15 protein-coding genes and 1 pseudogene are annotated in these 14,294 nt (G+C 71.1%); 5 read left to right on the forward strand and 11 right to left on the reverse strand.

Features of this window, described 5'->3' with window-relative positions:
• Positions 1 to 97 precede the first annotated feature (97 nt).
• Positions 98 to 637 carry a type II toxin-antitoxin system PemK/MazF family toxin gene (locus ABZO31_RS12160; RefSeq protein ID WP_406861171.1) on the forward strand — a complete coding sequence of 180 codons (540 nt, stop codon included), beginning with the start codon at positions 98 to 100 and terminating at the stop codon, positions 635 to 637.
• Between the two features lie 31 nt (positions 638 to 668).
• On the opposite strand, the gene ABZO31_RS12165 is transcribed toward ABZO31_RS12160, so the two are convergent.
• The 7 genes from ABZO31_RS12165 to clpS form a co-directional block, all read right to left on the reverse strand.
• Positions 669 to 1,619: a PLP-dependent cysteine synthase family protein gene (locus ABZO31_RS12165; RefSeq protein ID WP_406861172.1), complete on the reverse strand. Its 951-nt coding sequence runs from the start codon at positions 1,617 to 1,619 to the stop codon at positions 669 to 671.
• A 5-nt stretch (positions 1,620 to 1,624) separates the two neighbouring features.
• On the reverse strand, positions 1,625 to 1,903 hold the full coding sequence (locus ABZO31_RS12170; protein ID WP_406861173.1) for a MoaD/ThiS family protein: 279 nt from the start codon (positions 1,901 to 1,903) through the stop codon (positions 1,625 to 1,627).
• 91 nt (positions 1,904 to 1,994) lie between these two features.
• Complete coding sequence (locus ABZO31_RS12175) at positions 1,995 to 2,093, reverse strand: putative leader peptide (RefSeq protein ID WP_331915868.1); 99 nt, start codon at positions 2,091 to 2,093, stop codon at positions 1,995 to 1,997.
• An 83-nt stretch (positions 2,094 to 2,176) separates the two neighbouring features.
• Entirely contained in the window at positions 2,177 to 2,605 is a 429-nt protein-coding gene (locus ABZO31_RS12180; RefSeq protein ID WP_406861174.1) for a Mov34/MPN/PAD-1 family protein, read from the reverse strand.
• 89 nt (positions 2,606 to 2,694) lie between these two features.
• Positions 2,695 to 4,128 (reverse strand): amino acid permease, encoded by a 1,434-nt coding sequence (locus ABZO31_RS12185; protein WP_406861175.1) that lies wholly within the window; start codon positions 4,126 to 4,128, stop codon positions 2,695 to 2,697.
• 247 nt (positions 4,129 to 4,375) lie between these two features.
• Positions 4,376 to 4,954: a DUF2017 domain-containing protein gene (locus ABZO31_RS12190; protein ID WP_406861176.1), complete on the reverse strand. Its 579-nt coding sequence runs from the start codon at positions 4,952 to 4,954 to the stop codon at positions 4,376 to 4,378.
• The gene (gene clpS / locus ABZO31_RS12195) at positions 4,954 to 5,259 is read right to left on the reverse strand and encodes an ATP-dependent Clp protease adapter ClpS (RefSeq protein ID WP_406861177.1); all 306 of its coding nucleotides are present in this window, start codon (positions 5,257 to 5,259) and stop codon (positions 4,954 to 4,956) included. The genes ABZO31_RS12190 and clpS overlap by 1 nt, the downstream gene beginning before the upstream one ends.
• A 112-nt stretch (positions 5,260 to 5,371) precedes the next feature.
• Here clpS and ABZO31_RS12200 point away from each other — a divergent pair, with 112 nt between their 5' ends.
• Entirely contained in the window at positions 5,372 to 6,700 is a 1,329-nt protein-coding gene (locus tag ABZO31_RS12200) for a nicotinate phosphoribosyltransferase (protein WP_406861178.1), read from the forward strand.
• Positions 6,701 to 6,855: 155 nt separating this feature from the next.
• Positions 6,856 to 7,449, forward strand: a complete 594-nt coding sequence (locus ABZO31_RS12205) for an isochorismatase family protein (RefSeq protein WP_406861179.1) — start codon at positions 6,856 to 6,858, stop codon at positions 7,447 to 7,449.
• A gap of 91 nt (positions 7,450 to 7,540) precedes the next feature.
• On the opposite strand, the pseudogene ABZO31_RS12210 reads toward ABZO31_RS12205, so the two are convergent.
• Positions 7,541 to 7,840: pseudogene (locus tag ABZO31_RS12210) on the reverse strand (hypothetical protein); the annotation flags it as partial.
• Positions 7,841 to 7,962: 122 nt separating this feature from the next.
• Positions 7,963 to 10,386, reverse strand: coding sequence for an immune inhibitor A domain-containing protein (locus ABZO31_RS12215; RefSeq protein ID WP_406861180.1), 2,424 nt, complete (start codon positions 10,384 to 10,386; stop codon positions 7,963 to 7,965).
• A gap of 430 nt (positions 10,387 to 10,816) precedes the next feature.
• On the opposite strand from ABZO31_RS12215, the gene ABZO31_RS12220 reads away from it, so the two are divergent.
• On the forward strand, positions 10,817 to 11,080 hold the full coding sequence (locus ABZO31_RS12220) for a hypothetical protein (protein WP_406861181.1): 264 nt from the start codon (positions 10,817 to 10,819) through the stop codon (positions 11,078 to 11,080).
• A 64-nt stretch (positions 11,081 to 11,144) separates the two neighbouring features.
• Here ABZO31_RS12220 and ABZO31_RS12225 read toward each other — a convergent pair whose 3' ends face one another.
• Both ABZO31_RS12225 and ABZO31_RS12230 read right to left on the reverse strand, forming a co-directional pair.
• Positions 11,145 to 11,921 (reverse strand): RDD family protein, encoded by a 777-nt coding sequence (locus ABZO31_RS12225; RefSeq protein ID WP_406861182.1) that lies wholly within the window; start codon positions 11,919 to 11,921, stop codon positions 11,145 to 11,147.
• A gap of 62 nt (positions 11,922 to 11,983) precedes the next feature.
• A complete protein-coding gene (locus tag ABZO31_RS12230; RefSeq protein ID WP_406861183.1) occupies positions 11,984 to 13,435 on the reverse strand; it encodes an RDD family protein in 1,452 nt (483 codons plus the stop codon).
• A 313-nt stretch (positions 13,436 to 13,748) separates the two neighbouring features.
• Here ABZO31_RS12230 and ABZO31_RS12235 point away from each other — a divergent pair, with 313 nt between their 5' ends.
• Positions 13,749 to 14,285 (forward strand): SsgA family sporulation/cell division regulator, encoded by a 537-nt coding sequence (locus ABZO31_RS12235; protein WP_406861184.1) that lies wholly within the window; start codon positions 13,749 to 13,751, stop codon positions 14,283 to 14,285.
• The last annotated feature ends 9 nt before the right edge of the window (positions 14,286 to 14,294 follow it).

Raw genomic sequence — 14,294 nt, forward strand, 5'->3', positions numbered from 1 at the left:
GCCCCGTTGTGGGGCAACTCACGGGGTCTGTCACCGGTTCGGATGGACGGCGGGGCGGCCCGGCGCCGACGCGCGCGCACCGGTACGGTCTTGAGGTATGGACACGTCGTGGTGGCCCGCGCTGGTGGCGGTCGTGGTGATCGCGCTGGCCGTCGCGCTCGCCTGGGGGTCCCCCCGGACGAAGTCCGGGGGAGGGCGGGGCCGGTCGGGCCGGCGACCGGGAGGTCGCACCCGCCCGCCGGGACGGCCGAGGGGGCCGGCGGGGGCGCCCGCGCGGCGGCCGAAGCCGGGTGAGATCTGGTGGGCGCTGGTGCCCTACGAGGACGGGCCACCATCGAGAGGTGCCGCGCGAGGCGCGTCGGACGGGACGGTGGGGGGAGACGGGCGGGCCAAGGACCGGCCGTGTCTGGTGCTGTCGCTGCGCGGGGACGCGGCGCTGGTCGCGAAGATCACCAGCAAGTACCGCGACGAGCGGCCCGGGGTGATCGCGCTGCCGCCGGGGTCGGTGGGCGACGCGCAGGGGCGGCCGAGCTTCCTGGAGACGGACGAGCTCCGGGAGGTGGCGGTGTGGGAGTTCCGCCGCAGAGTGGGAACGGCGGACCCGGTCGTCTGGGACCAGGTCCGCCATCTGGCGTGAAGGGTCGAGCCGGGCAGGGCCCGGGCCGGGCCTAGGCCCAGAGCTGGCCCTGCAGCGTCTCGATCGCCTCTTCCGTCGTCTTCGCCGTGTAGACGCCCGTCGACAGGTACTTCCAGCCGCCGTCGGCGACGACGAAGGCGATGTCCGCGGGCTCGCCCGCCTTGACCGCCTTCTTGCCGACGCCGATCGCCGCGTGCAGCGCCGCGCCGGTGGAGACGCCCGCGAAGATGCCCTCCAGCTGGAGGAGTTCGCGGGTGCGGGTGACCGCGTCCGCCGAGCCGACCGAGAAGCGGGTGGTCAGCACGGAGGCGTCGTACAGCTCCGGTACGAAGCCCTCGTCGAGGTTCCGCAGGCCGTACACCAGGTCGTCGTACCGGGGCTCGGCGGCGACGATCCGGACGTCAGGCTTGTGCTCGCGCAGGTAGCGGCCGACGCCCATCAGGGTGCCGGTGGTGCCGAGGCCGGCGACGAAGTGCGTGATGGACGGCAGGTCGGCGAGGATCTCCGGCCCGGTCGTCGCGTAGTGCGCGCCCGCGTTGTCGGGGTTGCCGTACTGGTAGAGCATCACCCAGTCCGGGTGCTGCGCGGCCAGTTCCTTGGCGACCCGGACGGCGGTGTTGGAGCCGCCGGCGGCCGGGGAGGAGATGATCTCCGCGCCCCACATGGCCAGCAGCTGGCGGCGCTCCTCGCTGGTGTTCTCCGGCATGACGCAGACGATGCGGTAGCCCTTGAGCCTGGCCGCCATCGCCAGCGAGATCCCCGTGTTGCCCGAGGTCGGTTCGAGGATCGTGCAGCCGGGGGTGAGCCGGCCGGCCTTCTCCGCCTGCTCGATCATGTGCAGGGCGGGACGGTCCTTGACCGAACCGGTCGGGTTGCGGTCCTCCAGCTTGGCCCAGATGCGGACGTCGTCCGACGGGGAGAGCCGGGGCAGGCGGACCAGCGGCGTGTTGCCGACGGCCGCGAGCGGGGAGTCGTAACGCATCTCGGTCAGACCATGCCGCCGGCCACGGCCGGCAGGATCGTGACGTTGTCGCCGTCGGACAGCTTGGTCTCGATGCCGTCCAGGAAGCGGACGTCCTCGTCGTTCAGGTACACGTTGACGAAGCGGCGCAGCTTGCCGTCGTCCACGATGCGGGCCTCGATCCCGGCGTGACGGGTCTCCAGGTCGGCGAAGAGCTCGGCGAGGGTCGCGCCGCTGCCCTCGACGGCCTTGGCGCCGTCGGTGTAGGTGCGGAGGATGGTCGGGATGCGGACCTCGATGGCCATGGCTATGGGCTCCTGTCGGGAGGTGGCGTGAAGGGCGCGCGGCTGTGTGCCCCCGCGCGGGGTGGTGCTGCTGAGCGCGCGTGCGCTCGGCTCACATCGCGCTGGCGAGACGGCACAGGTCGACGTGGAGGCGCGCCGTGAGCAGCACGCTGCCCGGCGTCGTCACTTCGCTCACGTCGTGGAGAACCATGGGCTCATCGTATCGATTCCCGGTCCGGGTTCCGGAATGTGATCTCGGATACTGGACGTTCCGCGTTCAGCTGCCGGACGGGGTCATACGGCGGAGGACTCCACGATCTCCACCTTCTCCTCCGTGACCTCGCCCTCCACGATCCGGAAGGAGCGGAACTGGAACTCGCCGGCGCCGTCGGCGTCCGCGGTGGATACCAGGACATAGTGCGCACCGGGCTCGTTCGCGTACGAGATGTCGGTGCGGGACGGGTACGCCTCGGTGGCGGTGTGCGAGTGGTAGACGATCACGGGCTCCTCGTCCCGGTCGTCCATCTCGCGGTAGAGCTTGAGCAGGTCCGCGGAGTCGAACTCGTAGAAGGTGGGCGACCGGGCGGCGTTGAGCATCGGGATGAAACGCTCGGGGCGGCCGCTGCCGACCGGGCCGGCGACGACGCCGCAGGCCTCGTCGGGGTGGTCCGCGCGGGCGTGCGCGACGATCTTCTCGTACAGGTCACGGGAAACGGTCAGCATGTCCGACAGGATAAGCGGGCCCGATGCGCGGAAGGGCCGCCCCGTACCGAGGAGTGGTACGGGGCGGCCCGGATGCCGAGATGCGCTGGTCAGGCGCGCTTGGCGAAGGCCGCGGCCTCGGGGTTGCGCCGCTTGAGGCCCAGGTACGAGATGCCGAGCAGCAGGCCCCAGACGGGGGCGCAGTACAGCGAGATCCGCGCGTCCTTGTCGATGCCCATCAGCACGATGACCATGAGGATGAAGGCGAGGGCGAAGAGGCTGGCCCAGATGCCGCCGGGGGCCTTGAAGGACGACTGGGGCAGTTCGCCGCGGTCGGCCTTGAGGCGGTAGCGGACCTGACAGACCAGGATCATGATCCAGGCCCACATGCCGGAGATGGTGGCGAAGGAGACGACGTAGTTGAACGCGTCGCCGGGCCACTGGTAGTTGATCCAGACGCCGAACATCATCAGCGCGGCCGAGAAGGTCGTGCCGACGAGCGGGGTGCCGTTCTTCGTCAGCTTGGTGAAGAACGTCGGGCCCTGGCCGTTGAGCGCGAGGTCGCGGAGCATGCGGCCGGTGGAGTACATGCCCGAGTTGCAGGACGAGAGCGCGGCCGTGAGGACGACGAAGTTGACGATCGCGGCGCCGACGCCGAGGCCCATCTTCTCGAAGGCGGCGACGAACGGGGAGACGCCCGGCTTGAACTCGGTCCACGGGACGACCGACAGGATCATGATCAGCGCGCCGACGTAGAAGACGGCGATCCGCCACGGCACGGTGTTGATGGCCTTGGGCAGCACGGTCTTCGGGTCCTTGGACTCGCCGGCGGTGACGCCGACCAGCTCGACCGCGAGGAAGGCGAACATGACCATCTGCAGGGTCATCAGCGTCGAGGCGATGCCGTGCTCACCGGCGAAGAAGCCGCCGAGGTCCCACAGGTGGGTGAGCGAGGCGGTGTCGCCGGCGTCGGAGAAGCCGAGCGTGAGGATGCCGGCGCAGATCAGGATCATGCCGACGATGGCGGTGACCTTGACCATGGAGAACCAGAACTCGAGCTCGCCGAAGAGCTTCACCGAGATCAGGTTGGCGCCGTACAGGATGACCGTGAAGACCAGGGCGGACAGCCACTGCGGGATGTCCCACCAGTACGTCATGTAGGTCGCGGCGGCGGTGACCTCGGTGATGCCGGTGACGACCCAGAAGAGCCAGTACGTCCAGCCGGTCACGAAGCCCGCGAAGGGGCCGACGAACTCGCGCGCGTACTCCGAGAAGGAGCCCGACACGGGGCGGTACATGAGGAGCTCGCCGAGCGCCCGCATGATGAAGAAGATGACCACGCCGGCGATGGCGTAGGCGAGGATCAGACTGGGTCCCGCCTTGGAGATGCCCTTCCCCGCGCCGAGGAAGAGGCCGGTGCCGATGGCACCGCCGATCGCGATCATCTGGATCTGGCGGGCTCCGAGTGCCCGGTGATAGCCCTCGCCCGCGGAGTCCGCGGCCTCATTGCCGTCGTGCTTCTGGTCGACCTGCAGTGAGGTCATGGTGGTGCGCCTTTCTCCGTGCTTCCCGATCCCCCCGGATGCGGATGGAGTGCCGCCGGCGATCAGCCGGGCCACGCGCCCCTGGAGACATGGGTGGCGTCACCAGGAGGTCGTGAAGATCTATCACGACCCATACGGTGAAGAAGCGGAGAAAGCGGGCGCACCGGCCGAACGGGCGCCCGTTGCTGACGCATTCGTTATCCGGATTTGAGCGTCCGCTGAGCGAACACTCGGTGACGTCCGGATCTCAGGGCATCAGCGTCTCGACGAGCGTCTCCTGGAGCGCGCCGAGCCAGAGGTACGCCATGACCATCGGCTTGCGCGGATCGTCGTCCGGCAGCCGGTACAGCGCCTCACCCTGGTCCTCGTCCGTGACCTCCAGGCGGGTACCGATGGTCAGCCGGAGGTCGTTGAGCGCGCCCAGCCAGGCGCGGGACTCGTCGGGGGTGAGCTTGAGGACGGCGCCGCCCTCGCCGGAGGCGGAGAGCCCGTCGAGGGTGCGGACGACGGTGAGGGCGTCGTCGCGCTTGCGGGTCCGCAGGTCGTTCTCGGTGTAGCGGCGGAAGTCCGCCGACGCCTGGCGCAGTTCCTCGTCGTCGTCCGCGTACGCGTCGGGGAGGAGCCGGCGCAGCGCGGGATCGGAGGGCGGTTCGCTCGGGCCCTCGGCGAACAGCGCGGCCAGCGGGTCCTCGCCGGCGACGGGCTCGTCGCCGGGGCCGATCAGCTCCAGGAGCTGGACGGCCAGGGAGCGCAGGATGGAGATCTCGACCTCGTCGAGCGGCACGGCCGCCCCGCCGCCGGGCAGCGCCTCGAAGTGTCCGGCCATCACATGCGGTCCTGGGAGAGGGTCGCCCACAGTCCGTAGCCGTGCATCGCCTGCACGTCCCGTTCCATCTCCTCGCGGGTGCCGCTGGAGACGACCGCCCGGCCCTTGTTGTGCACGTCGAGCATCAGCTTGTGCGCCTTGTCCTTGGAGTAGCCGAAGTACGCCTGGAAGACGTAGGTCACATAGCTCATCAGATTGACCGGGTCGTTGTGCACGATCGTCACCCAGGGGACGTCCGGCTCGACGGCCTCATGGACCTCTTCGGCGGGTTTCGTGCGTTCGATCTCGATTGGCGCGACGCTCACTCACCCCATGCTGCCACTCACAGGGGCCCGCCGCATAAACGGAGTACGGCCCTCCGGGCGCCCGTCCACGAGAAATCGTCAAACTGACGATTTCTCGTGTAGCATCGCTGACATGAACGCTGCGGACCTTGGGCTGCCGGTGGACGTTCCGTCGACGGCGCTCTTCACCGACCAGTACGAGCTGACCATGCTGCAGGCCGCCCTGAAGGCGGGCACCGCCGACCGGCGGTCCGTCTTCGAGGTCTTCACCCGCCGGCTGCCCGAGGGCCGCCGGTACGGCGTCGTCGCCGGCACCGGCCGCGTCCTGGACGCCGTGGAGAACTTCCGCTTCGACGCGGGCGTCCTCGGCTTCCTGCGCGAACAGGGGATCGTCGACGAGCCGACCCTCGAATGGCTCGCCGGCTACCGCTTCTCCGGCGACATCTGGGGCTACCCCGAGGGCGAGGTGTACTTCCCCGGCTCGCCGATCCTGCGGGTCGAGGGCTCCTTCGCCGAGTGCGTGCTCCTGGAGACCGTGATCCTGTCGATCCTCAACCACGACTCGGCCATCGCGGCCGCGGCCTCGCGGATGTCCGCCGCGGCCGCCGGCCGCCGGCTGATCGAGATGGGCGCCCGGCGCACCCACGAGCTGGCCGCGGTCGCCTCGTCCCGCGCCGCGTACATCGGCGGCTTCGGAGCCACCTCCGACCTGGCCGCGGGATTCCGCTACGGCATCCCGACCGTCGGCACCTCGGCGCACGCCTTCACCCTGCTGCACGACAGCGAGCGGGACGCCTTCCGGGCCCAGATCGACTCGCTCGGCAAGGGCACGACGCTGCTGGTCGACACGTACGACGTGGCCGAGGCCGTCCGTACCGCGGTCGAGCTGGCCGGCACCGACCTCGGGGCCGTCCGGATCGACTCCGGCGACCTGCTCCTGGTCGCCCACCGGGTGCGCCAGCAGCTCGACGAGCTGGGCGCCACCGAGACCAAGATCGTGGTCACCTCGGACCTCGACGAGTACGCCATCGCCTCGCTCGCGGCGGCGCCGGTCGACGCGTACGGGGTGGGCACCCAGCTGGTCACCGGCAGCGGGCACCCGACCTGCTCGATGGTCTACAAGCTGGTCGCCCGCGCCGGCTCCGACGACCCGAAGGCCCCGCTGGTCCCGGTCGCCAAGAAGTCGCTGGGCGGCAAGATGTCCGTCGGCGGCCGCAAGTGGGCGGCCCGCCGGCTCGACGACGAGGGCGTCGCCGAGGCGGAGCTCCTCGGCACCGGGCCCGTACCGGCCGAGCTCGCCGACCGGCAGCTCCTGGTGGAGCTGGTGCGCGGCGGCGAGGTCGTCGCCCGCGAACCGCTCGACGCCGTCCGCGAGCGGCACATCCGGGCCCGCGCCGGGCTGCCGATGTCCGCGATGCAGCTGTCCCGCGGCGAGCCGGTCATCCCGACCCAGTACGTGTAGCCGCACGTACAGCCGTACGCACGTGTAGTCCGCCGGGGCGCGGGTAGCGCCCCGGCATGCCCCCTCCCGCCGGGCGGGGGAAGTCTCTACGCTCGACAGCACCCCCGACCGCACCGCCCACCGACTCGTCCCCCTCCCTCCGAAGGACTACCGCCATGCACCGCGCATTGATCGTCGTGGACGTTCAGAACGACTTCTGCGAGGGCGGCAGCCTCGCGGTGGCGGGGGGTGCGGACGTCGCCGCCGCGGTCACCGACCTGGTCGGCGAGGCCGCGGGGGCCGTGTACCGGCACGTGGTGGCCACCCGGGACCACCACATCGACCCGGGCGACCACTTCTCCCCCGACCCGGACTACGTCCGCTCCTGGCCGGCGCACTGCGTGGCCGGCACCGAGGGCGTGGGCTTCCACCCGAACTTCGCCCCGGCGGTCGCCTCCGGCGCGATCGACGCCGTCTTCGACAAGGGCGCGTACGACGCCGCGTACAGCGGTTTCGAGGGCCGGGACGAGAACGGCGAGACGCTGGCGCAGTGGCTGCGGGACCGGGAGGTCACCGAGGTGGACGTGGTCGGCATCGCGACGGACCACTGCGTGCGGGCGACGGCGCTGGACGCGGCGGCCGAGGGCTTCCGGACGAAGGTGCTGCTCGAGCTGACGGCCGGGGTCGCGAAGGAGTCCACCGACCGTGCCCTGGAGGAGCTGCGGGCCGCCGGCGTCGAGCTGACCGGGCAGCCGGTCGTCACCGCGTAGAACGCCCGGTACCGGGCTAGGCGACGCGCTCCTGGGCGAGGGACTCGCGGGCCGCCGCCAGGGGCTCGCGGGCCACCGTCAGGGGCTCACGGGCCCCCGGCTCCTTCGGCAGGGAGCGTATGGAGTGCCACAGCTCCTGCGTGGTCGCCCGCCACAGCATGCCGTCGGGGTGGTGCAGGACGGCCGTGATCTCGTCCGGGGTCGGGGGCTCGGTGTTGCCGCGCAGGTAGACCGCCCGCAGCCCCAGGTTCCGCAGCCGGGTCAGGGCGCGGGACCGGTTTCCGGCGTGGACCAGGAAGCGCACCGTACGGCCGTCCCCGGCCGGGCTGGGCAGCCCGATCGCGACGACCACACTGCCGCTCGGCAACTTGCTGAACCCTCCACCAGGCATGCGGAACCACTCCCCCGTGAGTCTGCTGTCAATAAGAACGCGGTCAGACGCACCTAAACACGATCGGCCGCCGCCCGCTAGGGGGCGACGGCCGATCATGCATTGACCTGGGGTTTTACGAATTACTTGGTCGACGGACCGACCTGGACCGTGATCGTCTGGCCGTTCACCGGCTCCTTGACGACCCGAATCTGGGTGTTCGTGTCAGTTACCTGGACACCGGCGCGCTCGGTCTCCTTGTACCAGTACGTGCCCTTGCGGTCGTCGAAGACCGGGTTGCCGGCCAGCGACTTCACGTACGCCGGGACGTCCGCCTTGTGCAGCCGGAGGGCGTCCGTGCGGTACGTGCCGAAGGTCGAGTCGTACGCCTGGACGCGGTTGCGCATCAGGGAGCCGTCGGCGAACTTCAGCGGGGTGGCGTGGGCGTCGATCGGGAGGATCAGACCCTGGCCCGGGTGGACGGAGGTGTTGTTGTCCTTCTGGGACAGGTCCCACTTCCAGATGAGCAGGCCGTTCTGGTACGGGTAGTGCTCGACCCAGCCGGCCTTGTCACCCGTGAAACCGAAGTTGTACGGGCCGACCTTGAGGGTGGCGTCGTACGAGACGTACTGCCGGTTCTCGGCGATGTAGTACTGCTCGTACTCCTTGGTGAAGCCCTTCGCGATGCGCGAGAAGCCCTTCGCCGTCCAGCCGTTGTCGCCGTTCTCCGCGTTGTCCGTGAAGACCGCCGCACCGTCGGCGTTGAGCGTGATCGCGTCGGCCGCGAAGCCCTTGCCGCCGGCGCCGCCGTCCGTCTGGTAGCGGAAGCGCAGGTCGAACTTCTTGCCCGCGTACGCGTCCAGGTTGTAGACGAGCGTCTTGTACGCGCCGGAGACGTCGGTCAGCGCCGGGGCGCCGGACGCGTCGCGCGGGAGCGGCTTGCCGTCGGCGGTGCCGTCCACGGCGGTCCAGTTGGCGCCGCCGTCCGTCGACACCTCGGTGTAGAGGTAGTCGTAGTCCAGCTCGATGTCGTACCAGCCCTTGAGCTCAAGGGAGGCCTTCGACTTGCCGGTCAGGTCGACGGACCGCGTCAGGGTGTTCTTGAGGTCGTCGCCCATGTCGGACCACCACTGCATGGTGCCCTCGGCCGGGGCCGTGATCTCGGTGGTGACGGCCTTCTTCGGCAGCTCGACGATCAGCGCCTGCGGGTTCTTGGTGTTGTACTCCGCGACACCGAGCTTGTGCGTGGACTTGGCCGCGCGCTGCTCGTCGCTCACCTTGGTGTAGTTGAGCCAGCCGAGCTGCAGCTTGTCCCAGGAGTTCATGTCGCCAGGCAGGTCGCCGATGGCGTCCTTGCCCCGGCCGAGCCACGAACCGGAGGACATGAGGCTCCAGAAGCCGGTCGAGTTCTCGCCGCCCGCGGTGTCGTACAGGTCGGGCAGGCCGAGGTCGTGGCCGTACTCGTGGGCGAAGACGCCGAGGCCGCCGTTCTCCGGCTGCACCGTGTAGTCGCCGACCCAGATGCCGGTGTCGCCGATCTGCGTGCCGCCGGACTTGTTGCTGCCCGGACCGGTCTTGCCCGCGTCGGTGCCGTAGGCGTACCAGCGGTGCGCCCACAGGGCGTCGCCGCCCTGCACGCCGCCGCCGGCCGACTCGTCCTCACCGGCGTGGACGATCTGGAAGTGGTCGATGTAGCCGTCGGGCTCGTTGAAGTTGCCGTCGGCGTCGAAGTCGTACCGGTCCCACTTGTCGTACTCGGCCATGTCGGCCTTGATCTGGGCGTCGGTACGGCCCTTGGCCTTCTGGTCGGCCACGAAGGCGGCGACGCCGTCGCGGACCGTGTCCCAGACGTTGGCGCAGTTGCTCTGGCCGCAGTAGTTGGAGCCGTAACGCGCCTCGTTGTACGGGACCTTGACCCAGGCGGAGACGCCGCCCTCGACCGAGTAGCGGCCGGAGGAGGTCTTCTCGTAGTACGTCTTCAGGGACTGCTTCGGCCGGCCGTTCTTGTCCTTGCCGGTGCCGAAGTACAGGTCCTGGAAGTGCTGCTGGCTGTAGTCCGCCTGCCAGGCCGTCGAGTTGTCCTTCGAACGGTCCGGCTGGGCTATCTGGTTGTGCAGCGGACCGGGCGTGCCGCCGAACTTCGGCTTCAGCTCGTCCGTCTCGTCGTCCTTGCGGTCGACCAGGGTGGTGGTGTCCACCTTGTCGCCGAACTCGACGAGGATGGTGAAGATCTTGTCGGTCTTCTCCCGGCCGAGCTCGACGTACTTCTTGCTGTCGAGCTTGACGACCTGCGAGCCGCCCCGGCGCTCCACCTTGGCCTCGCCCGAGAGCACCTGCTCCAGGGCGGCCTTGCGCTGCTGCTCCTGCTGCTTGCTGTAGGGACCTTCGAGGTCGTGGTCGACCCGGGTCTTCTCCTCGGCGGCGCCCGGAGCCGGGTCGTTCCGCTCGATGCCGGCCGGCGCGGTCGTGTGCGTGTCGGCCTGCGCGGTCAGCGTGACGCCCGCCGCGGTGGCGGCCAGGGTCACGACGATCGCGGACGCTCTGAGCGCCCGTCGCTTGTTGCTCACTTGAATGTGTCCTCCCCGGCGACCGCGGACCGCGGACCGAAGGTGGGGTGTCCGTCGGTGGGTCGCACGTCACAAGTGACGACATTCGACCGGAGAGACCAGGGAAAAGACAGACCTTGACTTGAACTGGTCAACTGCACTATGCAGGAGCCGACTTCCGGTATGCGGACGGGTGTTCCGGCCGAAGACGAGGGGTACCCCTCCCCCGACCCCTGTTCCACCCCTGTTTCACCACCCCGGATCCGGCGCATTGTTCGCGGCAATTGACGGTGGCAGTGACTCGATGCGCCCCCTGTGCACCGGAACCGTGAGTTAGGTCATGCTTACCAACGGTTTCGTCCGGGCATCCCCCGTCGTAGAGTCGCCGGAGAGTGCGACCCCGTGCGCGTCACCCGACCGATGCACCCTTGCTTCGAGGACTGGACCCGTCATGCCGCGTCCCAATGCCGCACAGCTCGCCTACGGTTCGGCCACCGTCGTCTTCGCGACCGTCGCCCTGCTGCTCCTGTCCCGCGCCACCACCGGGCCGGGGATCGCCCTCATCGGCGTGACCTCGCTGCTGCTCGGGCTGCTCGTGGTGCTCACGATGCCGGTCGCGGCCGCCCGCCGGTCGCGGGCCCACCGGGCCGCGGCGGCCGACGCCGCGGGCCGGGCCGAGAACGCGGAGATCCGGGTGCCGGCCGCGCGCCCGTGAGCGCGCGGGCCGGCGCCCGGACCCGAGCGACGCCGTGGTCCGCTCGTCGCGGACTGCCGTACGACTATTGCGGCGTGGACACCACCACCGTCTTGGCCGCCTTGTCGTGCAAGCCCTGCTTGTAGGGCTTGTCGACCAGGATCAGGATCAGCAGGAGCAGCGGCCACAGACAGGCGCAGCAGATCAGCGCGGGCAGCCAGAGCACGATCGCGCGGATCAGCGAGGCGTTCACCGGCGGCGTGGAACCGTCGTTGAGCATCGCCACCCGCATCTTCATCAGCTTCTTGCCGACGGTCTGCCCGGCCTTCGCGGTCATCACGGTGTCGTAGGCGACGAACGCCACGATGCTGAGGAGCTGGAAGACCAGACCGCTGCCGGTGCTGGACTGGCTGATGGCGTCACCGAAGTCGTCGCTGTCGGTGGTCCGCTCGTACACGTCGAACGGGATGCCGATGAGCGCCAGCGGCACCGTGATGATCAGCCAGTCGATGATCCGGGCGAGGATCCGCTTGCCCGAGTCCGCCAGCGGCGGCATCCCCGCGAGCGGGTCCGGAGCGCCGTAACCGCCGCCTCCTCCGTACGGAGAGCCGTACGGGGGAGGCGGCGGGGCGTTGTCATAGGGGGAGCCGGGCGGCGGCGGTCCGGGCGGCGGGGGCTGCGACCCCGGCGGCGGAGGCTGCGACCCCGGCGGCGGAGGCTGCGACCCCGGCGGCGGGGGCTGCGACCCGGGCGGCTCGGACGGCGGGGGCGGGCCGCCCGGGGGCGGTCCCTCTTCGGGCGGCTTCTTGCGGAACGGGTCCTCGTCGGGCGGCGGACCGGGCGGCGGCTGATCGTTGCTCATGGGGGCAGTGCATCCCGGCCGCACCGGCCCCGCAACGCGTCGCCCCCCGTTCGGGGGACCGGCTACGCGGCCGCGACGAAGGTGCGCGCCGCCTTGTCGTGCCAGCACTGCCGCCAGGGGCGGTCGAACACGCACCACAGCACGTTGACCACGCCGACGACCAGCAGCCCGAGCACGCCGTACACCAGCCAGCGCCGCAACGCGGCCCCGAAGCCGGGCGGCTCGTGCGCCTCGATGTCACGGACCTGCAGACCGCAGAGCTTCTTGCCGAGCGTCCGGCCCCACTTGGCGGTCGGCAGCGCCTCGTACAGCACGCCGAGGACCAGCATGATGCCGAGGGCGATGCCGAACTGGACGGACGTGGTGCCGTCCAGGAGCCACACCTGGACGGTGGTGCCCGACTGCTTGGCCGCCTCGATCTTGCCGGCGATGTGGTCCATCGCCTGCGCGACGAACGGGGACGCCGCGCCGCCGGCCAGCGCTCCGAGCACCACGGCGTCGATCAACCGGGCCACGAGCCGCCTGCCGAGGCCGGCCGGGCGGGCGGACGCCTGCGCCTGAGCGGCCTTCAGGAACGGGTCCTCGACCGGTGGCTTCCACGGGACGACGGGCTGCTGCTGGACCGGCTGCGAGGTCGCGGGCTCCGGCTGGGAGAGCCGCGCCACCTGCTGCGCCCAGGAGTCGGCGCCGCCGCCCTGGCCCGTGGTGACGGGCGCGGGCGCCGGGGCCTGTGCCTGGGGCTGCGCCTGGGCGGGGACCTGTGGGGCGGTGCTCTGCGGGGCGGCCGCCTGCGGCTGCGCGGTCCGCGGAGTCTGCGGGGCCGCGGCGGCCGGGCCGCCGAGGGCGCGGATGGTCATGGTCCCGCCGTCGTCGCCGGCGGGCCGGCGCCGGATGGCGACCGTCCCCTCGGGCGCGTCCGGGCCGGGCTGCGTCTGCCGTACGCCGGGCAGCGCGCCGCCCGTCGGGTCGGCGGGCACCACACCGCTGCCGGGCACGGTGCCGGCGATCCGGAGGCCGGGAGCGGCGGACGGCCCGGCGGCCGGGGCACGGTCGGCGGGATTCCGGTCGGCCGGGGTCCGGTCCGCGGGGGTGCGGTCGGCCGGGGTGCGGGGGTCCTGGTGCGGGGTGCGCGGGTCGGCGGCCTCGGGCGCGCCCCAGGACACCTTCTGGTCGCGCTCGCCGCCGAAGCCGGTCTGCCGCGCGGTGTCGGCCTGCCAGGCCGAGGCCGGTTCGGGCCGGGTCTCCTCGAGCGGCTCCTCGTCCAGGAACACCGGCCCGGTCTCCTCGACGGAGGGCGTGACCACGGGCGCGGGTGCCGGGGAGGCGAGTACCGGTGCCGGCGGCATCGCCGAGGCGGGCGGCGCCGGCATGGGCTCACCCTCCTTCGGCGCGGGCCGGCTCGTCCCGGGCACCCAGGCGGCGCCGTTCCAGTACCGGACATATCCGGGAATGGACGGGTCCGGGTAGTACCCGGCCTGGGGTACCTCTCCGCCGCCGCCTGGAGGAGTAGCCACTGCCCCGACTCCGTTCCGTCACGCACCGCTGCCTCTGCCAAGGAGGACAGTAACGAAGAACCCCGCGAGGGGAAGAAGGAGGCGGCCGGAAAACCCGCCTTCGAGCGACAACGCCCCGGTTCCCGTCACCCCGCGAGGGGGACGGGCCTAGGGTGTCCGTTGACGACCGGACCGCCCTCCCACCCCTCTTACGGCGCGCGCGGAGAAATTTCTCGAGAAAGTTCCCGGAAGTCGCGTCATGGCGGGTCACCACCCCGCTCTCACCTGGTGCAGGCCCGCGAGGGGCCCGCACGAGACCAGGGAGAGCGGAACCGTGCAGAACACCGAGAACAGCGAGAACACCGTCGTGGAGCGCGAGCTGGAGCTGCGCCTGGTGCTGTCGCCCGAGCGCAGCGTCCCCGTGCCCGCCCGGCTGACGTACCGCACCGACGACCCGTTCGCCGTGCACATCACCTTCCACGTCGGCTCGGAGCACCCGGTCAACTGGACGTTCGCCCGCGAGCTCCTCGTCGAGGGCGTGTTCCGGCCGTGCGGCCACGGGGACGTTCGGATCTGGCCGACGAAGGTCGACCGCCGCAGCGTCGTGCTGATGGCGCTGTCCTCGCCGGACGGGGACGCGCTCCTGGAGGCCCCGTCGGCACAGGTGTCCGCCTGGCTGGAGCGGACCCTGCGCGCGGTCCCGCCGGGCACCGAGGCCGACCGGCTCGGCCTCGACGACGGGCTCGCCCGGCTGCTCGCCCCGTCCCCCAAGCTCTCGACTTCGCTCGAGCAGGGAGGTACCCCCCTCGGGGACGACCTGTGGCTGCGTGACCCGTGGCCGTCGGACGAGTCGCAGGACGGCGAGCTGTGAGGCGGTTTC

Origin of the sequence: Streptomyces solicamelliae (assembly GCF_045348655.1) — a bacterium.
In the GTDB taxonomy this organism is placed as follows: domain Bacteria; phylum Actinomycetota; class Actinomycetes; order Streptomycetales; family Streptomycetaceae; genus Streptomyces; species Streptomyces solicamelliae.